The organism is Pseudomonas sp. V98_8, assembly GCF_029967975.1.
GTDB lineage: Bacteria > Pseudomonadota > Gammaproteobacteria > Pseudomonadales > Pseudomonadaceae > Aquipseudomonas > Aquipseudomonas umsongensis.
Window position 1 is genome coordinate 23781 of sequence record NZ_JASCAE010000037.1, and the last position, 24889, is coordinate 48669.

The 24889-nt window shown below is 60.2% G+C and carries 26 protein-coding genes; 17 read left to right on the top strand and 9 right to left on the bottom strand.

The genetic code is table 11. The annotated features are described in order from the left end of the window. The first annotated feature begins 146 nt into the window (after positions 1–146). Together QLG10_RS10550 and QLG10_RS10555 are read left to right on the top strand one after the other, a co-directional pair. Entirely contained in the window at positions 147–932 is a 786-nt protein-coding gene (locus QLG10_RS10550; RefSeq protein WP_020800417.1) for an outer membrane protein OmpK, read from the top strand. Positions 933–1307: 375 nt separating this feature from the next. Next, complete coding sequence (locus QLG10_RS10555) at positions 1308–2093, top strand: outer membrane protein OmpK (RefSeq protein WP_110749125.1); 786 nt, start codon at positions 1308–1310, stop codon at positions 2091–2093. Positions 2094–2194: 101 nt separating this feature from the next. Here the strand turns inward: QLG10_RS10555 and QLG10_RS10560 are convergent, their stop codons facing one another. From QLG10_RS10560 to QLG10_RS10570, 3 genes are read right to left on the bottom strand one after another with little or no spacing between them, the layout of a single operon-like run. Then, a complete protein-coding gene (locus tag QLG10_RS10560) occupies positions 2195–3367 on the bottom strand; it encodes a patatin-like phospholipase family protein (RefSeq protein WP_110749127.1) in 1173 nt (390 codons plus the stop codon). Positions 3368–3383: 16 nt separating this feature from the next. After that, positions 3384–3506, bottom strand: coding sequence for a hypothetical protein (locus QLG10_RS10565; RefSeq protein WP_020800413.1), 123 nt, complete (start codon positions 3504–3506; stop codon positions 3384–3386). Positions 3507–3531: 25 nt separating this feature from the next. Further along, positions 3532–4464 carry a lipid A biosynthesis lauroyl acyltransferase gene (locus tag QLG10_RS10570; RefSeq protein ID WP_020800412.1) on the bottom strand — a complete coding sequence of 311 codons (933 nt, stop codon included), beginning with the start codon at positions 4462–4464 and terminating at the stop codon, positions 3532–3534. Positions 4465–4582: 118 nt separating this feature from the next. Here QLG10_RS10570 and minC point away from each other — a divergent pair, with 118 nt between their 5' ends. The 8 genes from minC (at position 4583) to QLG10_RS10610 (ending at position 12441) form a co-directional block, all read left to right on the top strand. Further along, positions 4583–5320 carry a septum site-determining protein MinC gene (minC, locus tag QLG10_RS10575; RefSeq protein ID WP_110749398.1) on the top strand — a complete coding sequence of 246 codons (738 nt, stop codon included), beginning with the start codon at positions 4583–4585 and terminating at the stop codon, positions 5318–5320. 200 nt (positions 5321–5520) lie between these two features. Then, positions 5521–6333: a septum site-determining protein MinD gene (gene minD, locus QLG10_RS10580; RefSeq protein ID WP_008056976.1), complete on the top strand. Its 813-nt coding sequence runs from the start codon at positions 5521–5523 to the stop codon at positions 6331–6333. Positions 6334–6336: 3 nt separating this feature from the next. Beyond that, on the top strand, positions 6337–6591 hold the full coding sequence (gene minE, locus QLG10_RS10585; protein WP_007974947.1) for a cell division topological specificity factor MinE: 255 nt from the start codon (positions 6337–6339) through the stop codon (positions 6589–6591). 76 nt (positions 6592–6667) lie between these two features. After that, positions 6668–7303: an RluA family pseudouridine synthase gene (locus tag QLG10_RS10590; protein ID WP_110749129.1), complete on the top strand. Its 636-nt coding sequence runs from the start codon at positions 6668–6670 to the stop codon at positions 7301–7303. A 145-nt stretch (positions 7304–7448) separates the two neighbouring features. Next, positions 7449–8540 (top strand): hypothetical protein, encoded by a 1092-nt coding sequence (locus QLG10_RS10595; protein ID WP_188264723.1) that lies wholly within the window; start codon positions 7449–7451, stop codon positions 8538–8540. An 88-nt stretch (positions 8541–8628) separates the two neighbouring features. Beyond that, positions 8629–9918: a M18 family aminopeptidase gene (locus QLG10_RS10600; RefSeq protein WP_110749133.1), complete on the top strand. Its 1290-nt coding sequence runs from the start codon at positions 8629–8631 to the stop codon at positions 9916–9918. Between the two features lie 112 nt (positions 9919–10030). After that, positions 10031–10207, top strand: a complete 177-nt coding sequence (locus QLG10_RS10605; RefSeq protein ID WP_008056983.1) for a hypothetical protein — start codon at positions 10031–10033, stop codon at positions 10205–10207. 77 nt (positions 10208–10284) lie between these two features. Continuing rightward, on the top strand, positions 10285–12441 hold the full coding sequence (locus QLG10_RS10610) for a mechanosensitive ion channel family protein (RefSeq protein ID WP_188264722.1): 2157 nt from the start codon (positions 10285–10287) through the stop codon (positions 12439–12441). A 114-nt stretch (positions 12442–12555) separates the two neighbouring features. Here the strand turns inward: QLG10_RS10610 and QLG10_RS10615 are convergent, their stop codons facing one another. Continuing rightward, on the bottom strand, positions 12556–14229 hold the full coding sequence (locus QLG10_RS10615; RefSeq protein WP_020800404.1) for a DEAD/DEAH box helicase: 1674 nt from the start codon (positions 14227–14229) through the stop codon (positions 12556–12558). A gap of 420 nt (positions 14230–14649) precedes the next feature. Between QLG10_RS10615 and QLG10_RS10620 the strand changes: the two genes are divergently transcribed. Next, the gene (locus QLG10_RS10620; protein ID WP_282487317.1) at positions 14650–15441 is read left to right on the top strand and encodes a crotonase/enoyl-CoA hydratase family protein; all 792 of its coding nucleotides are present in this window, start codon (positions 14650–14652) and stop codon (positions 15439–15441) included. Between the two features lie 97 nt (positions 15442–15538). On the opposite strand, the gene QLG10_RS10625 is transcribed toward QLG10_RS10620, so the two are convergent. Further along, complete coding sequence (locus QLG10_RS10625) at positions 15539–16294, bottom strand: spermidine synthase (protein WP_110749136.1); 756 nt, start codon at positions 16292–16294, stop codon at positions 15539–15541. A 160-nt stretch (positions 16295–16454) separates the two neighbouring features. Between QLG10_RS10625 and QLG10_RS10630 the strand changes: the two genes are divergently transcribed. Further along, positions 16455–17801, top strand: coding sequence for a 3-deoxy-7-phosphoheptulonate synthase class II (locus tag QLG10_RS10630; protein ID WP_110749138.1), 1347 nt, complete (start codon positions 16455–16457; stop codon positions 17799–17801). Positions 17802–17905: 104 nt separating this feature from the next. Here QLG10_RS10630 and QLG10_RS10635 read toward each other — a convergent pair whose 3' ends face one another. The 3 genes from QLG10_RS10635 to QLG10_RS10645 form a co-directional block, all read right to left on the bottom strand. Beyond that, the gene (locus QLG10_RS10635) at positions 17906–19135 is read right to left on the bottom strand and encodes a winged helix-turn-helix domain-containing protein (RefSeq protein WP_282487318.1); all 1230 of its coding nucleotides are present in this window, start codon (positions 19133–19135) and stop codon (positions 17906–17908) included. Between the two features lie 67 nt (positions 19136–19202). Continuing rightward, positions 19203–19442 (bottom strand): DUF1127 domain-containing protein, encoded by a 240-nt coding sequence (locus QLG10_RS10640; RefSeq protein WP_110749142.1) that lies wholly within the window; start codon positions 19440–19442, stop codon positions 19203–19205. A gap of 162 nt (positions 19443–19604) precedes the next feature. Then, entirely contained in the window at positions 19605–19826 is a 222-nt protein-coding gene (locus tag QLG10_RS10645) for a DUF1127 domain-containing protein (protein ID WP_020800398.1), read from the bottom strand. A gap of 95 nt (positions 19827–19921) precedes the next feature. On the opposite strand from QLG10_RS10645, the gene QLG10_RS10650 reads away from it, so the two are divergent. Further along, a complete protein-coding gene (locus QLG10_RS10650; RefSeq protein WP_110749144.1) occupies positions 19922–20776 on the top strand; it encodes a LysR substrate-binding domain-containing protein in 855 nt (284 codons plus the stop codon). Here the strand turns inward: QLG10_RS10650 and QLG10_RS10655 are convergent. Next, entirely contained in the window at positions 20766–21515 is a 750-nt protein-coding gene (locus QLG10_RS10655; RefSeq protein ID WP_282487319.1) for a sulfite exporter TauE/SafE family protein, read from the bottom strand. The genes QLG10_RS10650 and QLG10_RS10655 overlap by 11 nt on opposite strands. A gap of 112 nt (positions 21516–21627) precedes the next feature. Between QLG10_RS10655 and QLG10_RS10660 the strand changes: the two genes are divergently transcribed. The 4 genes from QLG10_RS10660 to QLG10_RS10675 all read left to right on the top strand — a co-directional run bounded on the left by QLG10_RS10660 (position 21628) and on the right by QLG10_RS10675 (position 24851). Continuing rightward, the gene (locus tag QLG10_RS10660) at positions 21628–22584 is read left to right on the top strand and encodes a LysR family transcriptional regulator (protein WP_188264720.1); all 957 of its coding nucleotides are present in this window, start codon (positions 21628–21630) and stop codon (positions 22582–22584) included. Positions 22585–22653: 69 nt separating this feature from the next. Next, complete coding sequence (locus QLG10_RS10665; protein ID WP_020800394.1) at positions 22654–23115, top strand: MarR family transcriptional regulator; 462 nt, start codon at positions 22654–22656, stop codon at positions 23113–23115. A 269-nt stretch (positions 23116–23384) separates the two neighbouring features. After that, a complete protein-coding gene (locus tag QLG10_RS10670) occupies positions 23385–23804 on the top strand; it encodes an organic hydroperoxide resistance protein (protein WP_110749149.1) in 420 nt (139 codons plus the stop codon). A 36-nt stretch (positions 23805–23840) separates the two neighbouring features. Then, a complete protein-coding gene (locus tag QLG10_RS10675) occupies positions 23841–24851 on the top strand; it encodes an alpha/beta hydrolase (RefSeq protein ID WP_188264719.1) in 1011 nt (336 codons plus the stop codon). Positions 24852–24889: the final 38 nt, after the last annotated feature.

The following is a 24889-nucleotide window of genomic DNA, read 5'->3' on the forward strand; positions in this document are numbered from 1 at the left end:
GAGCGAGCATGCTCGCGATGGACGTAAAGACAACGCGTTTAACCAGATACCACGCGTAATCGTTAACGACCATCGCGAGCATGCTCGCTCCTACAGGGGTTGGGGTTTCCTGCGCCTTGAAAAATAAAAACAAGAGGGAGCAACAGATGATTCGGACACAGAAAAACATGCTGTTGGGTGCTGGCCTCCTGGCTGCGAGCCAAGCCATGGCCGGCGATTTGCTGCTGTGGCAAACCAACAGCCTGAGCTATCTGTACGGCAAGGATTTTGCGGTCAACCCGCCGATCCAGCAGACGATCACCTTCGAACACGCCGACCGCTGGAAGTATGGCGACAACTTCATGTTCATCGACAGCACCTACTACAACGGCGAGAAGGACCGCAACAAAGGCGTACACGCCTATTACGGCGAGTTCAGTCCGCGCCTCTCCTTCGGCAAGATTCTCGACCGCCGATTCGAACTCGGCCCGATCAAGGATGTGTTGCTGGCCTTGACCTACGAGAATGGCGAAGACGACAGCGAGGCGTACCTGATCGGCCCCGGTTTCGACCTCGCGGTACCGGGCTTCAACTTTTTCACCTTGAACTTCTACTACCGCCAGACCGAAGGCTCGCGCCCCGGTGATGACGTCTGGCAGATCTCGCCGGCCTGGTCCTACACCGTGCCCCTGGGCAACTCGAGCCTGTTGATCGACGGCTACCTGGACTGGGTCGTCGACAATGACCAGAACTCGCGCGGGACGTATCACGCCAACCTGCACTTCAACCCCCAGGTCAAATATGACTTGGGCAAAACCCTCGGTTGGCGGGAAAAGCAGGTGTATGTCGGCGTCGAATACAGCTACTGGAAAGACAAGTACGGCATCGAAAACAACAACAACCTCGATACCCACGAAAGCACCACCAGCCTGCTGGTGAAGGTGCATTTCTAAGATGATCCGCAACCGTGCCCCAAACCTGTCGTCGGTGCGCTGTTGCGGAGCACTTGAGACCTGGCCGAGGAGTCAGTATTCTCCGCGGCCGCCTGAATCCGCTTTAAAAAAAAGCCCGGATTTAATTCCTGACCAGAAAGCCAACTTATCCCGGCTCTGGACGGTACCAAGGCACCCCCAAACCACTCTCAATCGACTGCTCCAGAGCCGCCGAACGGGAGTTTTTTTGTTTTCTGAAAGCCTTGGCGCAGCTCTTGCTAACAGCATAAAGCTGACCGAATGGATGATTTTTTTGCAGCTACGGAAAAAGGCGCCACACCAGAGCGTCGACCTTAAAAAAATAACGTGAAACCACTACTTTTTGGGAGCAACCGAATGAAACGTACGTGCACTAGCCTGATGCTGGCAGGATCGTTGCTGGCGGGGGGTCAGGCCATGGCCGGCGACTTGCTGCAATGGCAGAACAACAGCCTGACCTACCTGTATGGCAAGGACTTCCAGGTCAACCCACGCATCCAGCAGACGGTGACCTTCGAACACGCCGACGGCTGGAAATACGGCGACAACTTCTTCTTCATCGACAAAATCTTCTACAACGGCAAGGAAGACGCCTTCGCAGGCAAGAACACTCACTATGGTGAATTCAGCCCGCGCCTGTCGTTCAACAAGATTTTCGATCAGAAGCTGGAGTTCGGTCCGATCAAGGACGTGCTGCTGGCCATGACCTATGAGTTCGGTGAAGACGATACCGAGTCGTATCTGATCGGTCCGGGTTTCGACCTGGCCATCCCCGGCTTTGACTACTTCCAGCTGAACTTCTACAACCGTCATACCGAAGGCGACCGCCCGGGTGACAACATCTGGCAAGTCACCCCGGTCTGGTCCTATACCCTTCCAGTGGGTGACTCGGATGTGCTGATCGACGGTTTCATGGACTGGGTCGTTGACAACGACGTCAACAAGAAAGGCGAATACCACGCCAACCTGCACTTCAACCCACAGATCAAATACGACCTGGGCAAGGTGCTGAACCTGGGCGCCAAGCAGCTGTACGTCGGTGTCGAGTATGACTACTGGAAAAACAAGTACGGTATCGAAGACAGCCAGGGCTTCAAGACCGACCAGAGCGTGACCAGCTTCCTGGTCAAGGTGCACTTCTGATGTAAAAGCTTCGCGAGCAGGCTCGCTCCCACATTTGATCTTTGTCGCACTGAAGATTCACTGTGGGAGCGAGCCTGCTCGCGAATGCCGCACCGCCAATCTCAAGCCGAAACCACAGGTTCCGCCAACCCGAGAAACCGGCAAATCTCCCCGCGCTTGGCCAACGCATCCCGCCGTCCCAGATCAATCAACTCGCTGCAATACCCCGCCTCGAACAGCAGATAACTCAACACCCCCGCCCCACTGGTCTTGGTCGCTCCCGGCCCACGCAAGAACAGGCGCAGCGCCGCTGGCAGTTCCTGGCGATGGCGTGCGGCGATTTCGTCGATCGGCTGGCTGGGCGAAATCACCAACACCTCCACTGGCGCCACCCCCAACGTACGGATCGGCGTGCCATCGGGCATGAGGCGACTGAACTGATTCAAGCGCTGCAAGAGTTCGATATCACTTTCCAGGCTATCGATGAACGTGCTGTTGAGCAAATGCCCACCGATCTGCGCCAAGGTTGGCTGCTGACCGGAATAGGCGCGTTGCAGCGGCTGCTCCGGGTCGATGCCGCGCGGGTTGCCGCTGACACCCACCACCAGCACCCGGTTGGCGCCCAGATGCAGGGCGGGGCTGATCGGTGCCGACTGGCGCACCGCGCCGTCGCCGAAATATTCCTCGCCGATTTTCACCGGAGCGAACAGCAGCGGAATGGCCGAACTGGCGAGTAAATGGTCGACCGACAGTTGTGTGGGAACGCCGATCCGCCGATGGCGCAACCAGGCGTCTATAGTGCCGCCGCCCTGATAGAACGTCACCGCCTGACCGGATTCATAGCCGAACGCCGTGACCGCGACGGCCTGCAACTGCTTCTGCTCGATGGCGTGGGCAATGTCGCCCATGTGCAGTTTGTCGTCGAGTAATCCGCGTAGCGGCGAGCTGTTGAGCAACGCCACGGGCACCGGGGCGCCAAGGCCCAACAAACTGTGACTGACGAACCGGGCAGCCTGGCTGATCACGCCCGGCCAGTCGCTGCGCAACACCAGATGGCTGCGAAAACCCTGCCAGAACGCCGTCAGCCGCTCGATGGCCGCGCGAAAATCCGTCGCCCCGCTGGCCAGGCTGACGGCATTGATAGCGCCGGCGGACGTGCCGACGATCACCGGAAAAGGATTGTCCGCACCCAATGGCAGCAACTCGGCAATCGCCGCCAGCACCCCCACTTGATAGGCCGCCCGAGCCCCGCCGCCGGAAAGGATCAAGCCTGTAACCGGTTCAGCGGGATTCATGAGTAACGCTCCATGCTCATTGATGGGGATCGTCCCTTGTAGGAGCGAGCATGCTCGCGATGGACCCGAGGACGCCGCTGGGTGTCAGGCTGCCAGCATTATCGTTGACGACCATCGCGACGGTGCGACGATTCGACATGCTCGCTCCTGCGGGGTGCGGCCGTTCAGCCGCGCTTTGGGTACAGCTTCGGTTCACCGGGCGGACGGCTCTTGAAGCGGCGATGGGCCCAGAGGTATTGCTCTGGGCAATCACGCAAGACGCCTTCTATCCACTGGTTGATGCGCAAGCAGTCGGCTTCCTCGGTTTCGCCCGGGAAGCCTTCGAGCGGCGCGTGGATGACCAGGCGATACCCACTGCCGTCCGCCAGGCGTTCCTGGGTGAACGGCACCACCAGCGCCTTGCCCAACCGCGCGAACTTGCTGGTGGCGGTGACGGTGGCGGCCTGTATGCCGAACAACGGCACGAAAATGCTTTGCTTGGCGCCATAGTCCTGGTCCGGCGCATACCAGATCGCACGGCCGGCGCGTAGCAACTTGAGCATGCCGCGCACATCCTCACGCTCCACCGCCAACGAATCCAGATTGTGCCGCTCGCGACCGCGACGCTGCACATAGTCGAACAGCGGGTTCTTGTGCTCGCGGTACATACCGTCGATGGTGTGTTGCTGGCCGAGCAGCGCCGCGCCGATTTCCAGCGTGGTGAAGTGGACGGCCATCAGGATCACGCCCTTGCCCTCACGCTGGGCATTCTTCAGGTGCTCCAGGCCTTCGACATGGGCCAGTTTCGCCAACCGCTCGCGTGACCACCACCAGCTCATCGCCATTTCAAAGAAGGCGATACCGGTGGACGCGAAGTTTTCCTTGAGCAGACGCTTGCGCTCTGCCGCGGATTTTTCCGGGAAGCACAGTTCGAGATTGCGCTTGGCAATGCGCCGCCGGTCGGCCGCTACCCGATACATCAAGGCACCCAGGACCCGACCGATCCACAGCAATGCAGGGTACGGCAGCTGGACAATCAACCATAACAGCCCCAGGCCGCACCAGAGTGGCCAGAAACGCGGCATCAGAAAAGTTGTTCGAAAACGCGGGCGATCCATTAAAGGTTCCGAAAAGACGTTGGCCGCGCATTCTACATCGTTCGACCCGGCTTGCGGCTCGCGGGCGTTCTCGTTATAAGTCTGGGCACTTTTAGTGACAAGTCGTTGTATGCCGACCATGAGCCAAACCGAACCGCTTGACCAAGATCCCGTGTTCCAGTTGAAGGGCAGCATGCTTGCCATAACGGTGCTGGAACTGGCCCGAAATGACCTTGAAGGCCTCGATCGGCAACTGGCCGCCAAAGTCGCTCAGGCGCCGAACTTCTTCAGTAATGCACCGCTGGTCCTGGCTTTGGACAAACTCCCGGCCAACGGTGGTGCCGTCGATCTGCCCGGCCTGATGCGCATCTGCCGCCAGCATGGCCTGCGTACCCTGGCCATCCGTGCCAGCCGCATCGAAGACATCGCGGCCGCCATCGCCGTCGACCTGCCGGTGTTGCCGCCATCCGGGGCCCGTGAACGGGCGCTGGACATGAACGAAGGTGTCGTTGCGAAAAAACCGGAAAAACCAGCGGAACCGACCATCAAGCCGACGAAAATCATCACTTCGCCAGTGCGCGGTGGCCAGCAGATCTATGCCCAGGGCAGTGACCTGGTAGTGATCTCCTCGGTCAGCCCGGGGGCGGAACTTCTCGCCGATGGGAACATCCATGTATACGGCCCGATGCGCGGTCGTGTGCTGGCCGGCGTCAAAGGCGACACCAAGGCACGGATTTTCTGCCAGCAAATGAGCGCTGAACTGATCTCTATTGCCGGACATTACAAGGTTTCCGAAGATCTGCGCCGCGACCCATTGTGGGGCTCGGGTGTGCAGGTCAGCCTGTCTGGCGACGTGTTGAACATCATTCGGCTTTAACGGATACTGCCGCATTTTCCAAGCATCTCTAAAACGTAGCGAAAACGGCTCAAACGAAGTAGGAAACAGGCTACAAACAGTGTTTACCGGGGGTAAATGCCGTCTGCGGCCATATTCCAGCCAAGGCTGTCCAACTGCTGTAGTTTTCAAGAGATGTTTTTCAGGGGCTAAAAGTCCTTTTTCCTTAGGGGTGAAACACCTTGGCCAAGATTCTCGTGGTTACATCCGGCAAGGGTGGTGTGGGTAAGACCACCACCAGCGCCGCTATCGGTACCGGCCTCGCTCTGCGCGGTCACAAAACAGTCATCGTCGACTTCGACGTCGGTTTGCGTAACCTCGACCTGATCATGGGTTGCGAGCGCCGCGTGGTGTATGACTTCGTCAACGTAGTGAACGGCGAAGCCAACCTGCAACAGGCCTTGATCAAAGACAAGCGCCTGGAGAACCTCTACGTACTGGCCGCCAGCCAGACCCGCGACAAAGACGCGCTGACAGTCGAAGGCGTGGAAAAAGTCCTGATGCAACTCAAGGAAGACTTCGAGTTCGTGGTCTGCGACTCCCCGGCGGGTATCGAAAAAGGTGCTCACCTGGCCATGTACTTCGCAGACGAAGCGATCGTGGTGACCAACCCGGAAGTCTCCTCGGTGCGCGACTCCGACCGCATGCTTGGCCTGCTGGCCAGCAAGTCCCGTCGAGCCGAGCGTGGCGAAGACCCGATCAAGGAACACCTGCTGATTACCCGTTACCATCCAGAGCGCGTGAGCAAGGGTGAAATGCTCGGCGTCGAAGACGTCAAGGAGATCCTCTCGGTGGCCCTGCTCGGCGTGATCCCTGAATCCCAGGCGGTGCTCAAGGCATCCAACCAGGGCGTTCCGGTGATTCTCGACGACCAGAGCGATGCAGGCCAGGCCTACAGCGATACCGTGGACCGCCTGTTGGGCAAAACCGTGGAACATCGTTTCCTTGATGTACAGAAGAAGGGATTCTTCGAGCGCCTGTTTGGAGGCAACTAACCAATGAACCTTTTTGACTTCTTTCGTGCCAACAAAAAGCAAAGCACCGCGTCGGTAGCGAAAGAGCGTCTACAGATCATCGTGGCGCACGAACGCGGCCAACGCAGTACCCCGGATTACCTGCCAGCCCTGCAGAAGGAACTGGTCGAGGTGATTCGCAAGTACGTCAATATCGGGTCCGATGACGTGCACGTCGCACTGGAAAGCCAGGGCAGCTGCTCGATTCTGGAACTCAATATCACCCTGCCAGATCGCTGAGTCGATCCGGGTGGAACCACGGCGGTTCAGGCCTGCAGGCCTGAGCCGCCGTTGGCGTTTGTAACGAGGCTGTTTGATGCCGCTGTCCAATATTCACATCATCCATGAGGACGCTGCTGTCCTGGTGGTCAACAAACCCACCCTGTTGCTCTCCGTGCCCGGTCGGGCCGAAGACAATAAGGACTGCCTGATTACCCGCCTGCAGGAAAACGGCTACCCGGAAGCGCGAATCGTCCACCGACTGGACTGGGAAACCTCCGGCATCATCCTGCTGGCCCGGGATCCCGATACGCACCGTGAATTGTCTCGGCAATTTCACGACCGCGAAACGGAAAAGGCCTACACCGCATTGTGCTGGGGCCAGCCGGAGCTCGACAGTGGCAGCATCGACTTGCCGCTGCGCTACGACCCGCCGACCAAGCCACGTCACGTGGTGGACCATGAATTCGGCAAACACGCCCTGACCTTCTGGCGCGTGCTGGAGCGCTGCGGCGATTGGTGTCGCGTCGAACTCACGCCGATCACCGGTCGTTCGCACCAATTGCGCGTGCACATGCTGTCGATCGGTCATCCATTGCTGGGCGACGGACTCTACGCCCATGAGCAAGCCCTGGACGCCTGGCCACGCCTGTGCCTGCATGCCAGCATGCTCAGCTTCACTCACCCGCAAAGCGGTGAGCGACTGCGCTTCGAGTGCCCTGCGCCTTTTTGAGTGGGCGACCACTGAAAGCCCATTGAAAACGCCCTTGCAATGAAGGGCGTTTTTCATTTGTTGTTACAACATTACTGAGAACAGTGCACCTGCATTGCCCCGGACCAATACGGTAAACTCGCGTCACTGTTGCCTGGAGCTACTTATGCGCGAAGCGCTGCCCCCCCTGGAAAAAACACCGCACCAGTTGCTCTACCTCATCTATGGCAACCAGGATGTCTACCGGCGCGAAGCCAAGTTCAGCATGCTCACCGCCCTGGCACAACTCAAACGGGGCGAGTCGCTGTGCATCAGGGTCATGACCGATCGCCCGGAAGATTATGCTGGCTGGCCGGTGGACACGATCGCCCTGAGCGAGCAGACCATGACCCAGTGGCAGGGCGAAAACGGCTATCACCATCGACGCAAGGCCTGCGCCATTGCCCAAGGGCTGAAGCTTGCGCAAAAGACGCTGTTCGTCGACACCGATACACTGTTCCTGGAATCGCCGCATCGCGTCTTCGACCGAATCGCGCCCGGGCGTTATGTCATGGACCGTTTCGAGTACGACTGGAGCTACGTCTGCGAACGCCCGGACTACGTCAAGCTCGGCCGCTGCCTGCAAGCCCATGGCATCTCGGCCAACAACAGTTTCAAGCTGTATAACAGCGGGCTGTGCGGTGTCACCGACGGTGATACGCGGTTGCTCGATGAATCAATCCGCCTGATCGATGAATGGACCCGTGACTCATTCGATATCCACACCATCGAGCAAATCGCCCTGTCGTTCGCGATGCGCAACCAACCGGTTCAGGAAGCAAAGAAGTTCGTCTATCACTACTTCGCTGAAAAACGCTTCTTCCATGCCATGCAGAAGCATTTTTTCTCCCGCCATGGCGAGCAATTCCGTGCCGAGCTGCCGGCGCTGTGCACAGAAGTCCCGCGCTGCAAGCCCGTGCCCTCACCCTGGCAGCGCCTGCGCATCAAGTGGAAGCTGCGCAACAAGCGCAAGAGCGTGAAAAAGGTCGGTCGCGACCTGCTGTACGGAAGCGCGGCGCCCGAACATCCGTATTACGAAGTGTGCCGCCATGAATGGTGGGAGTCCGCCTCCCGCGAAATCTTGCGCTGGGACGAAGACAAACAAAGAAGGTTTTTCGGCACGGAAAAGGGTCGCTGGCCAAAACATCTGCCGCGACCGGCAAAATCCGGGGACGAACAAACCATCATTGCCTACCTGCGCGAGCGAATGACCCATTGAGCGCCCGACCAGGCCCGGTGCTGCAAGCTCTTGTCCAATGCACCGGGCCAATACGTTAAACTGGCGCCATTGCTGTCTGGAGCTACTTATGCGCGAAGAGTTGAACCAAGGCCTGATCGATTTCCTCAAGGCCTCCCCTACCCCGTTTCATGCCACCGCCAGCCTTGTTCAGCGACTGGAAGCGGCGGGATTCCAACGCCTGGACGAACGCGAGCCATGGAGTACCGAAGCCAATGGTCGCTACTACGTCACCCGTAACGACTCCTCGATCGTCGCGATCAAGATGGGCCGGCACTCGCCACTGCACGGCGGCATTCGCCTGGTCGGAGCCCACACCGACAGCCCGTGCCTGCGGGTCAAGCCGCAGCCGGAACTGCAACGCCAGGGTTTCTGGCAACTGGGCGTCGAAGTCTATGGCGGCGCCCTGTTGGCCCCCTGGTTCGACCGCGACCTGTCCCTGGCCGGCCGCGTCACCTTCCGTCGTGATGGAAAGGTCGAGAGCCAGCTGATCGACTTCAAGGCACCGATCGCGATCATCCCCAACCTGGCCATTCACCTCAATCGTGAAGCCAACATGGGCTGGGCGATCAACGCCCAGACCGAACTGCCCCCGGTACTGGCGCAATTCGCCGGGGACGAGCGCGTGGATTTCCGCGCGGTGCTCACCGACCAGTTGGCCCGCGAACACGGCCTGAACGCCGACGTCGTGCTGGATTACGAATTGAGTTTCTACGACACCCAAAGCGCGGCCGTCATCGGCCTGCATGGTGATTTCATCGCCGGCGCGCGCCTGGACAACCTGCTGTCATGCTATGCCGGCCTGCAAGCGCTGCTGACCACGGACACCGACGAAACGTGCGTCCTGGTCTGCAATGACCACGAGGAAGTCGGGTCCTGCTCGGCCTGCGGTGCCGACGGCCCGATGCTGGAGCAGACGTTGCGCCGCCTGCTGCCAGAAGGTGATGAATTCGTACGCACCATCCAGAAATCCCTGCTGGTCTCGGCCGACAACGCCCACGGCGTGCACCCCAACTACGCCGACAAGCACGATGCCAATCACGGCCCGAAACTCAACGCCGGCCCTGTGATCAAGGTCAACAGCAACCAGCGCTACGCCACCAACAGCGAAACCGCCGGGTTCTTCCGCCACCTGTGCATGGCCGAAGAAGTGCCGGTGCAGAGCTTCGTGGTGCGCAGCGACATGGGTTGCGGCTCGACCATCGGCCCGATCACCGCCAGCCACCTGGGGGTGCGTACCGTGGACATCGGCCTGCCGACCTTCGCCATGCATTCGATTCGCGAATTGTGCGGCAGCCATGACCTGGCGCATCTGGTCAAGGTGCTCAGCGCGTTCTACGCCTGCCGCGAATTGCCATAACCGCGCATGAATCTGCATCTGCATCTGTAGGAGCGAGCATGCTCGCTCCTGCAGACAGCACCCTGCAAAAAGCCACCTAGACTTCAACCACTCCTTTGACAAGGCAGTCGCCATGATCACAATGTCTTCATTTCACGCCATGCTCATCCCCATTCTTATCGGGATGATCATGCTGGCAGTCGGTTTCAATTTTCGCGACAAGAACGCCGGCGTGCTCGCCATGTGGCTCGGCATGCTGTTGATCCTGGCCACGGTGATCTTCAAGATCCTCGCCAAACTCAACGAATAAAATCCCCACCCCGCTCGCATTGGTTTTGACGGGCTCGTACACTCGGTCGACCTGCCCATTTCGAGGTTGACCGCCTAGTGTTCGCTCGCCTGCTCGCCCTGCCATGTCTTTTCCTTATCTGCCTGATGACCCTGATGGCATCAGCGCCTGCCCAGGCTGTCGGGTTGCCGGGCCTGCTTGGCAGCCCGGCAAAAACCCAACCCGAGGCGCAGGAACCCCTTGGGCAATCCCTCGACGAAGTCATCAAGTCACTGGAGAACGATCAGCAGCGCAGCAAGCTGCTGGCTGATCTGAAGAAGCTGCGCGACGCCACAAAAAAAGCCCAACCGGTCGCAGAGGAAGGCGTGCTGGGCCTGATTGGCGGGACCCTGGCCAGTTTCGAAAAGCAATTCTCCGGCGCCGACAGCCCAATCACTCGCTGGTCCGCCGAATTCGACCTGGCCAAGGATGAATTGGCGGCACTGGTGCTGCCGGCCAGCGAGTGGCTGCCGATCATCTTCGCCTTTGCCATGATCCTGATGGTCTGGAGCCTGCTGGCGGCGGTGCTGATCTGGGTCAGCCATCGGGTACGGATGCGCTTCGGCCTGACCGAGGAATTGCCGCAACACCCCCGGGCCGTGGATATGCTGCGCTTTGCCCTGCGCAAGCTGGGGCCGTGGTTGATTGCCTTGGTCATCACCGTCTACATGAGTTACGCCCTGCCATCGTCACTCGGTAAAAGCCTGGCCATGGTGCTGGCCTATGCACTGGTGGTCGGCACCTGTTTCTCAGCAATCTGCGTGATTGCCTTTTCCCTGCTCGACGGCCCACACCGCCACCGGGCCCTGTACATCCTGCGGCACCAGGCCTTCCGACCACTATGGTTGATCGGCAGTTTCGCCGCTTTTGGTGAAGCCTTGAGCGACCCACGCCTGGTTGAAAGCCTTGGCGTACACCTGGCGCACACGGCGGCGACGGTGGCCAATGTGTTGGCGGCGTTGTCCACGGGGCTGTTCATCCTGCGTTTCCGGCGCCCGATTGCCCACCTGATCCGCAATCAGCCACTGTCCCGGCGCCTGACCCGCCGCGCCCTCAGCGACACCATCGAAATTCTCGGCACCTTCTGGTTTGTACCGGCACTGGTGCTGGTGGGGATCTCGCTGTTCGCCACCTTCGTCTCGGCAGGCGACACCAGCACCGCGCTGCGCCAGTCGCTGATCTGCACCGTGTTGCTGGTGTTGTGCATGGTCATCAATGGCCTGGTGCGCCGCCACGCCCTCAAACCGCAACGCGGCGCGAAGCGTCACGCGCTGTATTCGGAACGCCTGAAAAACTTCTTCTATACCCTGGCCCATCTAGTGGTATGGCTGGCATTCATCGAACTGGGCCTGCGGGTGTGGGGCATGTCACTGATCGGCTTTACCGAAGGCGAAGGACATGAGGTCAGCGTCAAGCTGTTCAGCCTTATTGGCACCCTGATCTTTGCCTGGCTGATCTGGATCCTCAGCGACACTGCCGTGCATCACGCCCTCACCCGCTCGCGCAAAGGCCTGGCCAACGCCCGCGCGCAAACCATGATGCCGCTGATCCGCAACGTGCTGTTCGTGGCGATTTTCATCATCGCGCTGATCGTCGCCCTGGCGAACATGGGCATGAACGTAACGCCACTGCTAGCCGGTGCCGGTGTGATCGGCCTGGCCATCGGCTTTGGCGCCCAATCGCTGGTCGCCGACCTGATCACCGGCCTGTTCATCATCATCGAAGACTCCCTGGCCATCGACGACTACGTGGACGTCGGCGGTCACCTGGGCACCGTCGAGGGCCTGACCATCCGCACCGTGCGCCTGCGGGACATCGACGGCATCGTCCACACCATTCCGTTCAGCGAAATCAAGAGCATCAAGAACTACTCCCGGGAATTTGGCTACGCGATATTCCGGGTCGCGGTGCCTGCCAGCATGGACATCGACAATGCGATCAAGTTGATGCGCGACGTCGGCCAGAAAATGCGCACCGACCCGCTGCAACGACGCAATATCTGGTCGCCCCTGGAGTTTCAGGGCGTGGAGAGCTTCGAGTCCGGCAACGCGATTCTGCGGGCTCGATTCAAGACCGCTCCGATCAAGCAATGGGAAGTTTCACGGGCATTCAACCTGTCGCTCAAACGGCATCTGGATGAAGCCGGACTGGACCTGGCAACACCGCGCATGAGCATCCAGGTGGTGACGGCGGGTGGCGGGCCAACTGCCGAATAACCCCATAATGTAGGAGCGTCGACCGGCTGCTCCTACAACAACAAATCGCAGACATAAAAAATCCCCGAACCAGTCGAGGATTTTTTATGTTCGATCAATCAGCCCGAGAGCGGATCAATCTTCGCGGTAGCGACGCAGCTTCAACTGCTTACCGGCAACGCGAGTGTCCTTCAGCTTGCTCAGCAACTTCTCAAGACCGTCTTCCGGCAATTCGACGAGGCTGAAGCTGTCACGCACCTGGATGCGACCGATGGCTTCACGCGCCAGACCACCTTCGTTGAGGATCGCGCCCAGCAGGTTCTTGGCAGCGATACCATCACGCGCACCCAGCGCGGTACGGCAACGAGCACGGCCTTCGGCCAGAGGGATTGGTGCGCGACGCTCGCGGTCACCACGCTCAGGACGATCACCGGAACGCTCTGGACGATCGCCACGCGGTGCGTTGTTCGGCACCAGTGGACGCTCTTTCTCGATAGCGGCCAGGTTCAGCGCTTGGCCGTTGGTTGCCTTGCGCAGCAGGGCTGCGGCCAGGGCACGCGGGCTGCAACCGATGTCGGCGGTCAGGCGATCGAGCAGATCACCGTGAGTCGATTCGGCTTCAGCCACCAGCGGCGACAGGCTGTTGGTCAGTTTCTTGATGCGCGCATCCAGAACGGCTTGAGCGTCCGGCAGGCGAACCTCAGCAACCTTCTGACCGGTTACACGCTCGATCACTTGCAGCATGCGGCGCTCACGTGGAGTCACCAGCAGCAAGGCACGACCTTCGCGACCGGCACGGCCGGTACGACCGATACGGTGAACGTAGGATTCCGGATCGTACGGCATGTCAACGTTGAACACGTGAGTGATGCGCGGAACGTCTAGGCCACGAGCGGCAACGTCGGTCGCCACAACGATGTCCAGACGGCCATCCTTGAGGGAGTCGATCACGCGCTCACGCTGGTTCTGGGCAATGTCACCGTTCAGCGCAGCGGCTTTGTAGCCTTTGGCTTCCAGGGCGCTGGCCAGGTCCAGGGTCGCTTGCTTGGTGCGCACGAACATGATCAGGGCGTCGAAGTCTTCCACTTCCAGCAAGCTGAGAACGGCGGAAGTCTTCTGGTCAGCGTGAACCAGCAGGTGAGCCTGCTCGATCGCGGTAACGGTCTGGGTCTTGCTCTGGATCTTGACGTGTTTCGGATCGCGCAGGTGGCGCTCAGCGATGGCACGAATCGATTGCGGCAAGGTGGCCGAGAACAGTACGGTCTGACGGGTTTCCGGCATGGCCTTGAAGATGACTTCCAGGTCGTCCATGAAGCCCAGCTTGAGCATTTCGTCTGCTTCGTCGAGAACCAGGTGGTTCACGGTCGCCAGAACTTTTTCGTCGCGACGCAGGTGGTCGCACAGACGGCCCGGAGTGGCGACAACGATTTGTGCGCCATTACGGATTGCTTTCAATTGTGGGCCCATCGGCGCGCCGCCGTAGACAGCCACAACAGTTACGCCCGGCATTTGCTTGGCGTAGGTTTCGAAAGCGGTTGCAACTTGTAGCGCCAACTCACGAGTTGGGGCCAGGATCAGAGCTTGCGGCTCGCGCTTGGACGGATCAATGCGGTGCAGGATAGGCAGGGCAAAGGCAGCGGTTTTACCGGTACCGGTTTGCGCCTGGCCAATCATATCGTGACCGGCGAGAATGATCGGAATCGACTGCTGCTGAATGGCCGAAGGCTCTTCATAGCCGGTAGCGACTACTGCAGCGACAATATTAGGGTGAAGTTCAAGAGCGGCGAAGCCGCCGATTTCCTGGGTCATGGGTCTGCCTCTAAGTGCATCCGCAAAGACCCATGCTCCAAAGCTGCGCATGCCGTGTTGAGACTCAAGAGTCGCCCTGGCAGCTTTGTCGGCGGGGATTTGCGAAAACGAATGAATGAAAGAATCGTTTAGGAAGAGTTCGCTGGGCGAACGTGCAACCGAATCTGACTTCGGGGAATTGCGCCACCTAAACGCGGCCCGGCTAAAGGCCGGCGCGCACTATACCGGAATTTGCCGAAAAAGGGAGCTTTTTTTATCGCAAAACTCCTGCGCACGGCGTTCTATCGCAGGCTTTGCGGATAATCGCTCGAGCGTCTACTTTTCAAAGGCCCTGCCCCGTGGGCGATGACGCTAAAACGGTTCACCCACCCGCCACAGACCTTGAGTCTGCGCGCCCTCAGCCGCTCGAGGAAATGCACCATGAAAGAGCTCAATACCAGCCGTGTGAGTCGGGAAAAGCGTGGTCATGTCCTGTTGATCGGACTGGACCGGGTGGCCAAGCGCAACGCCTTTGATATCGACCTGCTCAACGAGTTGAGCCTGGCCTACGGTGAATTCGAAGCTGACAGTGAAGCACGGGTGGCCGTGGTCTTCGGGCATGGCGAGCATTTTACCGCCGGCCTGGACCTGGTCAGCGCCAGCGCGGCACTGTCCGAAGGTTGGCAAGCCCCACCCGGTGGCTTCGACCCCTGGGGGGTCTTCGCCGGGCCCAGGGTCAGCAAACCGGTGATCGTCGCCGCCCAGGGCTACTGCCTGACCATCGGCATCGAGTTGATGCTGGCCGCCGATATCAACCTGTGCGCCAGCAACACCCGCTTTGCGCAAATGGAAGTGCAACGCGGCATCTTCCCCTTCGGTGGTGCCACCTTGCGCCTGCATCAGGTGGCCGGCTGGGGCAATGCCATGCGCTGGATGCTGACCGGCGACGAATTCGATGCCCATGATGCCTTGCACCTGGGCCTGGTGCAGGAAGTCATGGCCAGCGAGGATTTGTTGCCGCGGGCTTTTGAACTGGCCGAGCGCATTGCCCGGCAGGCGCCGTTGGGGGTTCAGGCAACATTGATGTCTGCCCGACAGGCCCGCTACGAGGGCGAAACCGCCGCAGCGCAAGGGTTGCCGGCGCTGGTGAAGAAATTACTGGCCAGCGAGGATGCACAGGAGGGTGTGCGGTCACTGGTGGAGCGCCGCCCCGGAATTTTCAAAGGTTGTTGACCCCTGTAGGAGCTGCCGCAGGCTGCGATCTCTTGATTTTGTTTTTAAGATCAAAGGATCGCAGCCTGCGGCAGCTCCTACATGGGGATTTGTGTTCTCAGGTCGCCGGGCGAATCGCCTTGATCAGCGACTGCAACGAATACCCCAACCGCGGCGCCAATGCTTCGGCTCGTGCGGTCAGGCTTTCCATGTCCAGCGTCTGATCCAGTTCCGACGGCACGATCAGGATCACGTTGCCCTCCTTCACCGGCAGCTCCCAGTAATGCCGATGGTAGAGCCCGCGCAGCAACGCGGCGCCCAATGGCTTGCCATCGTCGGTGGCCCATTGGTTGATCACCAGCCAGCCTCCCGGATTCAGGCGCTTCTGACAGTTCTCCAGGAAGGTCCAGGCCAGATGCCCGACACCCGGGCCGACGTCGGTGTAGAGATCGACAAAAATCAGGTCCGCAGGCTCGGCGGTGTCGAGCAGCTCCAGCGCGTCGCCCACGCGGATATACAGGCGTGGGTCGTCGTCCAGCCCCAGGTACTCGATGGCCAGGCGCGGCACATCCGGGCGCAGCTCAATGGCTTCGACATCTTCCAGGGGCAGGAACTTGAGGCAGGCCTGGGTCAGCGTTCCGGCGCCAAGCCCCAGGAACAGCGCGCTTTCCGGCTGCTCATGGCACAGTGCGCCAATCAGCATCGCCCGGGTATAGTCGTACTCGAGCCAGCTCGGATCGGCCGTGAACACGCAACTTTGCTCGATGGCATCACCGAATTCGAGGAAGCGGTAATCGGCCACTTCCAGCACGCGAATCACGCCATATTCGTCCTGCACCTCGGCGAGCAGATGCTCGACGCGCTCCTCAGTCATTTCGTCTCCTGATCGTTGCCGGGCCTTCTTGGGCAAACAGCAACGCGATAAACCGCAGCATGAAGCGGCAAAGGCGCGATTGTCCGCGAAGCGACGGGAACAGGTCACGCACTAATTGCTGATAACATGGACGTCCGAGCGGAAAACACTAGAGATCATGATGAGCCAACCCTGGAGCCCTGACAGCTGGCGCGCCCTGCCGATCCAGCAACAACCTCAATACCCCGACGCGGCGCATCTGCAGCACGTCGAGCAGACCCTGGCCAGCTACCCGCCGCTGGTGTTTGCCGGGGAAGCCCGGGAATTGCGCCGTCAGTTCGCCGAAGTGACCCAGGGACGAGCGTTTTTGCTGCAGGGCGGCGATTGCGCCGAAAGTTTCGCCGAATTTTCCGCTGCGAAAATCCGCGACACCTTCAAGGTGCTGCTGCAAATGGCCATTGTCATGACGTTCGCGGCCGGCTGCCCGGTGGTCAAGGTCGGGCGCATGGCCGGACAGTTCGCCAAGCCTCGCTCGGCCAACGACGAGACCATCGACGGCGTGACATTGCCGGCCTACCGTGGCGATATCGTCAACGGCATCGGTTTCGATGAAAAAAGCCGCGTACCGGACCCGGAACGCCTGCTGCAGTCGTACCACCAGTCCACCGCCACCCTCAACCTGCTGCGCGCCTTCGCCCAGGGCGGGTTTGCCGACCTGCACCAGGTGCACAAATGGAACCTGGACTTCATCGCCAACTCGGCCCTGGCGGAAAAATACAGCCACCTCGCCGACCGCATCGATGAAACCCTGGCGTTCATGCGCGCCTGTGGTATGGACAGCTCGCCGCAACTGCGCGAAACAAGTTTTTTCACCGCCCACGAAGCGCTGCTGCTCAATTACGAGGAAGCCTTCGTCCGTCGCGACAGCCTGACCAACGACTATTACGACTGTTCTGCGCACATGCTGTGGATCGGCGACCGCACCCGCCAGCTCGATGGCGCGCATGTCGAATTCCTGCGCGGGGTGAACAATCCGATCGGGGTCAAGGTCGGCCCGAGCATGAATCCCGAGGACCTGATTCGCCTGATCGACGTGCTCAACCCCGACAACGATCCGGGGCGCCTGAACCTGATCGCACGCATGGGCGCGAACAAGGTCGGCGATCATTTGCCACAACTGATCCGCGCCGTGCAGCGAGAAGGCCGGCAGGTGCTCTGGAGTTCCGATCCGATGCACGGCAACACGATCAAGGCCAGTAGTGGCTACAAGACCCGCGACTTTGCGCAGATCCTTGGGGAAGTGAAGCAGTTCTTCCAGGTTCACGAAGCGGAGGGCAGTTACGCGGGCGGCATTCATATCGAGATGACCGGGCAAAACGTCACCGAGTGCATCGGCGGTGCGCGGCCGATTACCGAGGACGGCCTGTCGGATCGCTACCATACGCATTGCGACCCGCGGATGAATGCCGATCAGTCGCTGGAACTGGCCTTCCTGATTGCTGAAACCCTGAAGCAAGTTCGGCGTTAAATAGCGCTGAATTCTTTCCGAGCAGGCTTGCTCCCACAGAGGACCGCGCCCTACAGGGCAACTCGGTTTACTGTGGGAGCGAGCCTGCTCGCGAAGGGGTCGGCTCAGGCACCATCAATACTGGCCAATGCCACCCTCAACCTCGCCGCACTCGCCCGCGGGCAGTTCAACTGGACTTGCGCCAGTCCCAGCCAATCCGCCATCCGCCGAAGATTCACCGCCAACGCCAGCATTCCCTCGTCATCCAGCCCCGACGCTTCCTCATGCACCGCATGCACCGCCAACCGCCCGGCCGCCCTCTCGGCACGCAGGTCGACCCGCGCGGCAATCCGTTCATTGTGTAAGAACGGCAGGACGTAATAGCCATAGACCCGCTTGTCCGGCGGCGTGTAGATCTCCAGCCGATAACGAAAATCAAACAGCCGCTCGGTACGGCTGCGCTCCCAGATCAGTGAGTCGAACGGTGAAAGCAAGGCACTGGCCTCGACCTTGCGCCGCAACTTTGGCTCAGGCAGGCAATAGACAGGTTGCCGCCAGCCCTCGACTTCGCAGCAGAGCAACTCGCCTGCCTCGACCAACTCCGCCAGGCGCGGACGACTGTCAGCAGGACCCAAGCGAAAATAGTCTCTCAGGTCTTTCTCGGTGCCGACGCCCAAGGCCGACGCAGCATGCCGTATCAGCCCGCGCTGGGCCTCAGCCTCGCTCAGAATTGGCTGGGCCAGTATTGCCGAAGGAATAACCCGCTCCGGCAGGTCATAGAGGCGTTCGAAGCCGCGCCTGCCTGCCACTGTCACTTCGCCGGCGGCGAACAGCCATTCCAGTGCGTGCTTTTCCGCACTCCAGTCCCACCAGGGCCCTGCCCGTTCCTGGCGGGTCGACAGGCTGCCAGCGCCCAACGCGCCCTGCTCCTGAACGCAGGCCAGCACCCGGCGAACCGTGTCCTGCTGTTCACGACCGAAACGCGCCAGTTGCTGATAAATGTCTTCGCCACGGCTTGCCCGCTGCATGCGCCAGCGCATCAGTGGATACATCGACAAGGGCAGCAAGGACGCTTCATGCCCCCAGTATTCGAACAAGGTACGCTGTCGCCCCTGGCTCCAGGCGGCCTGGTCGAGCAGGTCGGCGCGATACTGGCCAAGCCGGGAAAACAGCGGCAGGTAGTGCGAACGCACCAGCGCATTGACCGAGTCGATCTGCAAAATGCCCAGGCGATCGATCAATCGATTGATCCGGGCAGGCTTGACCGGAACAGGGGGCTGGCGCCCGCCAAAACCTTGTGCGGTCAGCGCCAGGCGTCTGGCTTGTTTCAAGGAAAAAGACAGGGATGCAGGCATCTGGCGGCTCTTCGGCAAGGGTCTTCCCACCTTAGCGGCAGGCGGGAAAAACGCCACTACCAACGCCTCATCGCTTGAGAGGATCATTCCAGAATGGCCGGGCAGACTCCCTGCGGACATCGGCTCGACTCAAGCCAATATCACGCAGGCAGTCATCGCTCAGTCGCGCCAGTTCTCTTCGATCCCTGTTCAGTTTGCGCCAGCGCTGCAATCGCGTGACCACCGCCCAAACGGGCTGTCGGAGCCTGAGCAGCGCATCGCGCACCCCATGCCTCGCACGCCTTCGTTCAATGCCTTGTCGTTCCATGACACCACTCCTCAATGTTGGGGAGGGGATCTTCGGCCAGTGCAGAAACAGGCTCCAGCAAAGCTCTATGACCATCTGTTTCGGACTCGCGCCTACCCCACCAGCCCGGGGTTTGGCCGGGATAATGGGGTAGTGACAGGACATTTCCATGGGTCGTCGAGCCTATTTTCCGTTGCTCATCGGGTCTTGCCAGAAGTGCAGTTCAGCTTCGTGGGCGACGTCGGCACGACTCAAGCCGATGTCCTTCAACGCCTCATCACTCATGCTCGCCAGCATTTCGCGCTCACGGTGCAGTTCGTACCAGCGACTGAACTTGTGCAACAGGTCGGATATCAGGTGAACCGAATGTTTTTCAGTGCCGTGAATTTCATGATGACCTTTCATCTTGTTGCCCTCCGTTTGGATGGCTCAAGTCTCTGCCCAGGTCTAAGATCAATCCAACGAATGTTTCTGATGGTAACCATCTCGGAGATTGATGAATGTCTGCCTACCCGAGTATCGATACCGAAGTGCTGCGTACCTTTGTCGCCATCGCCGACCAGGGGGGCTTCACCCGTGCCGGTGAATTGGTCAACCGTACCCAGTCAGCCGTCAGCATGCAGATGAAGCGGCTGGAAGAAGATGTGCTGCAGCGCCAATTGTTCCAGCGCGACGGACGCCAGGTGCGGCTCACGGCCGAAGGCCAGGTACTGTTGGGTTATGCGCGGCGAATCCTCAAGCTGCACAGCGAGGTATTCAACACGCTGCGCGAGCCACACATGGTCGGTACGGTTCGCATTGGCACCCCGGACGACTACGTGATGCGTTTTCTGCCGGGGATCCTGCGTCAGTTTGCCCAATCCTATCCGCTGGTCCAGATCGAAGTGCATTGTGAATCATCAAAACAACTGCTGATGCGCCAGGACCTCGACCTGTCCATCGTCACCCGTGAGCCGGGCAGCGAAATCGGCCAGTTGTTGCGCAAGGAGCGTTTGGTCTGGGCCGAGGCGCAATGCTACAGCGCCCACGAGCAGACGCCGTTGCGCCTGGCGATGTTCAACACCGATTGCTTCTGCCGGATGTGGGCCTGTAACGCCCTTGATGCCCAAGGGCGCGACTATCGTGTGGCGTATAACAGCGACAGTCTGTCGGCGATCATGGCGGTGGTCAGCGCTGGCCTGGCTGTCACCGCGCAACTCGAAAGCCTGATCACTGCGGACATGCGCATCCTGGGTGAAGCCGAGGACCTGCCAGTGCTTCCCGAGGCCAGCATCATGCTGTTGCGCAACCTGCATAATCCGTCACCGATCACCGAGTGCCTGGCGGAGCATATCGTCGAAGGCTTCAAGCTTTAAATACAAGCATGACCGCACAGCACAGCAGGAAGCCGCAAAACAAGGCGCGCAACAGGCGCTCCGGCAGGCTGTGGGCGATCTTCACGCCCCAGCTGATACTCATCAGCCCGCCGATCGCCAGTGGCACTCCGATTATCCAGTTCACCTGGTGATGCACGCCGTAGGTCACCAGCGTCACACCGGTGCTCGGCAGTGCCAGTGCCAGGGATAGGCCCTGGGCAACCACCTGCGTAGTGCCGAACACGCTGGTCAACACCGGTGTGGCCACCACCGCCCCGCCCACGCCAAACAGCCCGCCCATGGTGCCGGATGCGGCACCGAGCACGCCCAGCCATGGCCATGAATGGTTCATCTGCGTTGAAGGCGCTGCACTGGCGAAGAACATCCGCACCAGGTTGTAGGCGCACAGCACGATCAGGAACGCGACAAAACCGATGCGCATGCTTTGTGCATCGATACCCACCGCCCAGATCGATCCGAGCCAGGCGAAGCAAAAGCCCATCGAGGCCAGCGGCAGCGCGTAGCGCAACTCGATCTTGTTGCGCTGGTGGTAGCGCCACAGCGCCAGCATCACGTTCGGCACCACCATCACCAATGCGGTACCTTGGGCAATCTGCTGATCGAGACCGAACAACACGCCCAGCATAGGAATGGCGATCAATCCCCCACCGATGCCAAAGAGGCCGCCGAGGGTTCCCAAGGCGGCGCCGAAAACCAGGTACAACACAAACTCAATCACTGTGTGTCTCTCCCAAACGTCAGGCGATTCATCCTACGCAACTGGTTCTGGCGGCGAAACGCACAGCAACGCACAATGGCTATGCCAAACTCGCACAAGCATCGAGCCACTCATGAACCCCAACCAACTGACCGATCAACTGGGCCTGTTTCTCGACGTTCTGGAAACCGGCAGTTTTTCCGCCGCATCACGCCGTCATCCCCTGACGCCTTCGGCCGTGGCGCGGCGCATTGACAGTCTGGAAGGCGCCGTCGGCAGCCAATTGTTCATTCGCAGCACCCATGCGGTGCGCGCGACACCCGCGGGCATGGCGTTCGCTGAGCGCGCACGCAGGATCGTCGCCGAATTGCGCCTGGCCCGGGCCGAAGCGGTGTCCCTGAGCAGTGCTCCGGAAGGTCTGATTCGTATCGATGCACCGGCCGCGTTCGGGCGGCGTCACCTGGCACCGGTGATTGCGGATTTCCTGCTGCTCTATCCCGGCCTCGACGTGCAATTGCAGTTGATCGACAGCTTTGTCGACATGCAGGGCTTGAACCTGGGCAAAGTCGACCTGGTGTTGCGCGCCGGGCAATTGGCCGATACGCGGTTGGTGGCCACGCCGCTGGCGAGCATGGTGCGCATCGCCTGCGCCAGCCCCGCCTACTTGCAACGCCGCGGCGTGCCGAATGATCCGGCGCAACTGGTCGAGCATGATGGCCTGGACTGGGCCGGCCTGGCCCCTCCCTTCGCCTGGCGCTTTGAACGGGACGGCCAGATGCAATTGCATCGGCCGTCGCGCGTGCGCATGAGCGCCAACAATGCCGAAGCGTTGATCTACAGCGCACTGGCCGGCCTGGGCATTGCCCATTTGCCGACCTGGCTCGTCAGCGAATACCTGTTGCGCGGCGAATTGCTGCCGTTGTTCTGCGAGAACGGCCTGCCAAAGCCGGAAAGTTCCGGGATCTACGCCTTGCGACTGCAGCAACAACCCAACTCACGCAGTCGCCTTCTCCTGGAATACCTGAAAACCCGTTTCAGCCCCATTCCGCCCTGGGACCTGGAGCTGCAAACCCATCTGGGCCGGCACTAGCCCAGAATTGTCTGGCGCGTTAAAGATTTGCCCGCTAGATTCATGAAGATGACTGATCAAGGCTCCCCAATGACCACCAAGCGCGACACACCGGACAATTGCGACGACCTGCTGCTCGACAACCAGGCCTGTTTCGCCCTGCATTCCACCTCGCTGATGATGACCAAGGTCTACAAGCCCTTGCTGCAGGCGCTGGGCCTGACCTATCCGCAATACCTGGCGATGATGGTGCTGTGGGAGAAGGACGGTTTGACCGTAGGTGAAATCAGTGCGCGCCTGTTGACCGATCCCGGCTCGCTCACGCCACTGCTCAAGCGTCTGGAGGCCGAAGGCCTGCTCAGCCGCACCCGCAGCCGTGAGGACGAGCGCGTGGTGATCGTCGAACTCACCGAACAGGGCCGCGCCTTGCGCGACAAGGCCCGTGACATTCCGCAATGCATCCTCGGCGCCAGCGGCATGACGCTGGAGCGACTGCAGAAACTCCAGGCAGAACTGCAGGAACTGCGTCGGCATCTGCAAGACAGCCTCTAATTTTCAAACCTCCCGAAAATCCTCCCCTGTGGGAGCGAGCCTGCTCGCGATGAGGGCATGTCAGGCGATATTGATGTTGCCTGACACGCCCTCTTCGCGAGCAGGCTCGCTCCCACAGTCGTTCTGCGTTTGCGGTGAAAATTCAACTGATCCGAATTTTTTCATAAATATATCTTGCGCACTAAACATTAGCGCGATACATTTATCTCGCACTTACTTAGCGCGCAAACATTTAGCGCAAACAACCAAACCCGAACGAGGCTTTCACCATGCAAACTCTCTACACCGCCATCGCAACATCCACCGGTGGCCGCGACGGTCGTGCGATCTCCAGCGACAACATTCTCGACGTCAAGCTCGCCACCCCAAAAGAACTTGGTGGTGCTGGTGGGGCGGCGACCAACCCTGAGCAACTGTTCGCCGCCGGTTACTCCGCCTGCTTCATTGGCGCGCTGAAATTCGTCGCCAGCCAGACCAAACGCAAAATCCCGGATGACGCGTCGATCACGGCCCACGTCGGCATCGGCCAGATCCCTGGCGGTTTCGGCCTGGATATCGACTTGCACATCAGCTTGCCGGGTCTTGAACAAGCCGACGCACAAACATTGGTCGAGGCTGCCCACCAGGTCTGCCCGTACTCCAACGCCACCCGCGGCAACGTCGAAGTGCGTCTGCACGTAACGGTCTAACGTCGCTTTCCACTCAGGCCCGAACAGGAAATGAACATGAACACTTTCAGCAAAGTCTTGACCGGCACCCTTCTCGCCCTGTCTGTCCACAGTGCATTCGCCGGCGACGTTGAACACAACACCCAGGCGTTTCTCGATGTGCTGAATGCCGGCACTGGCAAACCGATGGAACAGCTGACGCCCAAAGATGCTCGCGCCGTGCTGGTGGGCGCGCAATCCGGGGTGAAGCTGACGTTGCCAAAAGCCGATGTCAGCCAGAAGACCATCCAGGTCGATGGCCAACCGCTGGACCTGACCATCGTCCGGCCGGCCGGGGTCAAGGGCGAGCTGCCGGTGTTCATGTTCTTCCACGGCGGCGGCTGGGTACTGGGGGACTTCCCCACCCACGAGCGACTGGTTCGGGATCTGGTGGCGGGCTCGGGGGCGGCAGCGGTTTTCGTCAACTACACGCCGTCACCGGAAGCGCACTACCCGGTGGCGATCAACCAGGCTTACGCCGCGACCCGATGGGTGGCCGAGCACGGCAAGGAGATCAACGTCGACGGCAAACGCCTGGCGGTGGCCGGCAACAGTGTTGGCGGCAACATGGCGGCAGTGGTCGCGTTGATGGCAAAAGACAAAGGTACACCGGCAATCAAATTCCAGGTCCTGTTGTGGCCGGTGACCGATGCCAACTTCGACACTGGTTCCTATAACCAGTATGCCGAAGGGCATTTCCTGACTCGCAACATGATGAAGTGGTTCTGGGACAACTACACCACCGACGCCAGGCAGCGTAACGAGATCTACGCTTCGCCGCTGCGGGCGACCCCGGCGCAACTCAAGGGCCTGCCACCTGCGTTGGTGCAAACCGCCGGAGCCGACGTACTGCGCGATGAAGGCGAGGCCTACGCCCGCAAACTCGACGAGGCCGGCGTGGCGGTAACCTCGGTACGCTACAACGGCATGATCCACGACTATGGTTTGCTCAACGTGGTCAGCCAGGTGCCGGCGGTGCGTTCGGCGATGCTTCAAGCGTCTGAAGAGCTCAAGCAACACCTGAAATAACACCACCCTCCTACAAGGCACAAAAAAGCCCGACTCGA

Bases quoted from the DNA above. Each gene is read 5' to 3' on its own strand.
- QLG10_RS10550 (WP_020800417.1), top strand. From the start codon at position 147: ATGATTCGGACACAGAAAAACATGCTGTTGGGTGCTGGCCTCCTGGCT.
- QLG10_RS10555 (WP_110749125.1), top strand. From the start codon at position 1,308: ATGAAACGTACGTGCACTAGCCTGATGCTGGCAGGATCGTTGCTGGCG.
- QLG10_RS10560 (WP_110749127.1), bottom strand. From the start codon at position 3,367: ATGAATCCCGCTGAACCGGTTACAGGCTTGATCCTTTCCGGCGGCGGG.
- QLG10_RS10565 (WP_020800413.1), bottom strand. From the start codon at position 3,506: ATGTCGAATCGTCGCACCGTCGCGATGGTCGTCAACGATAATGCTGGC.
- QLG10_RS10570 (WP_020800412.1), bottom strand. From the start codon at position 4,464: ATGGATCGCCCGCGTTTTCGAACAACTTTTCTGATGCCGCGTTTCTGG.
- minC (WP_110749398.1), top strand. From the start codon at position 4,583: ATGAGCCAAACCGAACCGCTTGACCAAGATCCCGTGTTCCAGTTGAAG.
- minE (WP_007974947.1), top strand. From the start codon at position 6,337: ATGAACCTTTTTGACTTCTTTCGTGCCAACAAAAAGCAAAGCACCGCG.
- QLG10_RS10590 (WP_110749129.1), top strand. From the start codon at position 6,668: ATGCCGCTGTCCAATATTCACATCATCCATGAGGACGCTGCTGTCCTG.
- QLG10_RS10595 (WP_188264723.1), top strand. From the start codon at position 7,449: ATGCGCGAAGCGCTGCCCCCCCTGGAAAAAACACCGCACCAGTTGCTC.
- QLG10_RS10600 (WP_110749133.1), top strand. From the start codon at position 8,629: ATGCGCGAAGAGTTGAACCAAGGCCTGATCGATTTCCTCAAGGCCTCC.
- QLG10_RS10605 (WP_008056983.1), top strand. From the start codon at position 10,031: ATGATCACAATGTCTTCATTTCACGCCATGCTCATCCCCATTCTTATC.
- QLG10_RS10615 (WP_020800404.1), bottom strand. From the start codon at position 14,229: ATGACCCAGGAAATCGGCGGCTTCGCCGCTCTTGAACTTCACCCTAAT.
- QLG10_RS10620 (WP_282487317.1), top strand. From the start codon at position 14,650: ATGAAAGAGCTCAATACCAGCCGTGTGAGTCGGGAAAAGCGTGGTCAT.
- QLG10_RS10625 (WP_110749136.1), bottom strand. From the start codon at position 16,294: ATGACTGAGGAGCGCGTCGAGCATCTGCTCGCCGAGGTGCAGGACGAA.
- QLG10_RS10630 (WP_110749138.1), top strand. From the start codon at position 16,455: ATGAGCCAACCCTGGAGCCCTGACAGCTGGCGCGCCCTGCCGATCCAG.
- QLG10_RS10635 (WP_282487318.1), bottom strand. From the start codon at position 19,135: ATGCCTGCATCCCTGTCTTTTTCCTTGAAACAAGCCAGACGCCTGGCG.
- QLG10_RS10640 (WP_110749142.1), bottom strand. From the start codon at position 19,442: ATGGAACGACAAGGCATTGAACGAAGGCGTGCGAGGCATGGGGTGCGC.
- QLG10_RS10645 (WP_020800398.1), bottom strand. From the start codon at position 19,826: ATGAAAGGTCATCATGAAATTCACGGCACTGAAAAACATTCGGTTCAC.
- QLG10_RS10650 (WP_110749144.1), top strand. From the start codon at position 19,922: ATGTCTGCCTACCCGAGTATCGATACCGAAGTGCTGCGTACCTTTGTC.
- QLG10_RS10660 (WP_188264720.1), top strand. From the start codon at position 21,628: ATGAACCCCAACCAACTGACCGATCAACTGGGCCTGTTTCTCGACGTT.
- QLG10_RS10665 (WP_020800394.1), top strand. From the start codon at position 22,654: ATGACCACCAAGCGCGACACACCGGACAATTGCGACGACCTGCTGCTC.
- QLG10_RS10670 (WP_110749149.1), top strand. From the start codon at position 23,385: ATGCAAACTCTCTACACCGCCATCGCAACATCCACCGGTGGCCGCGAC.
- QLG10_RS10675 (WP_188264719.1), top strand. From the start codon at position 23,841: ATGAACACTTTCAGCAAAGTCTTGACCGGCACCCTTCTCGCCCTGTCT.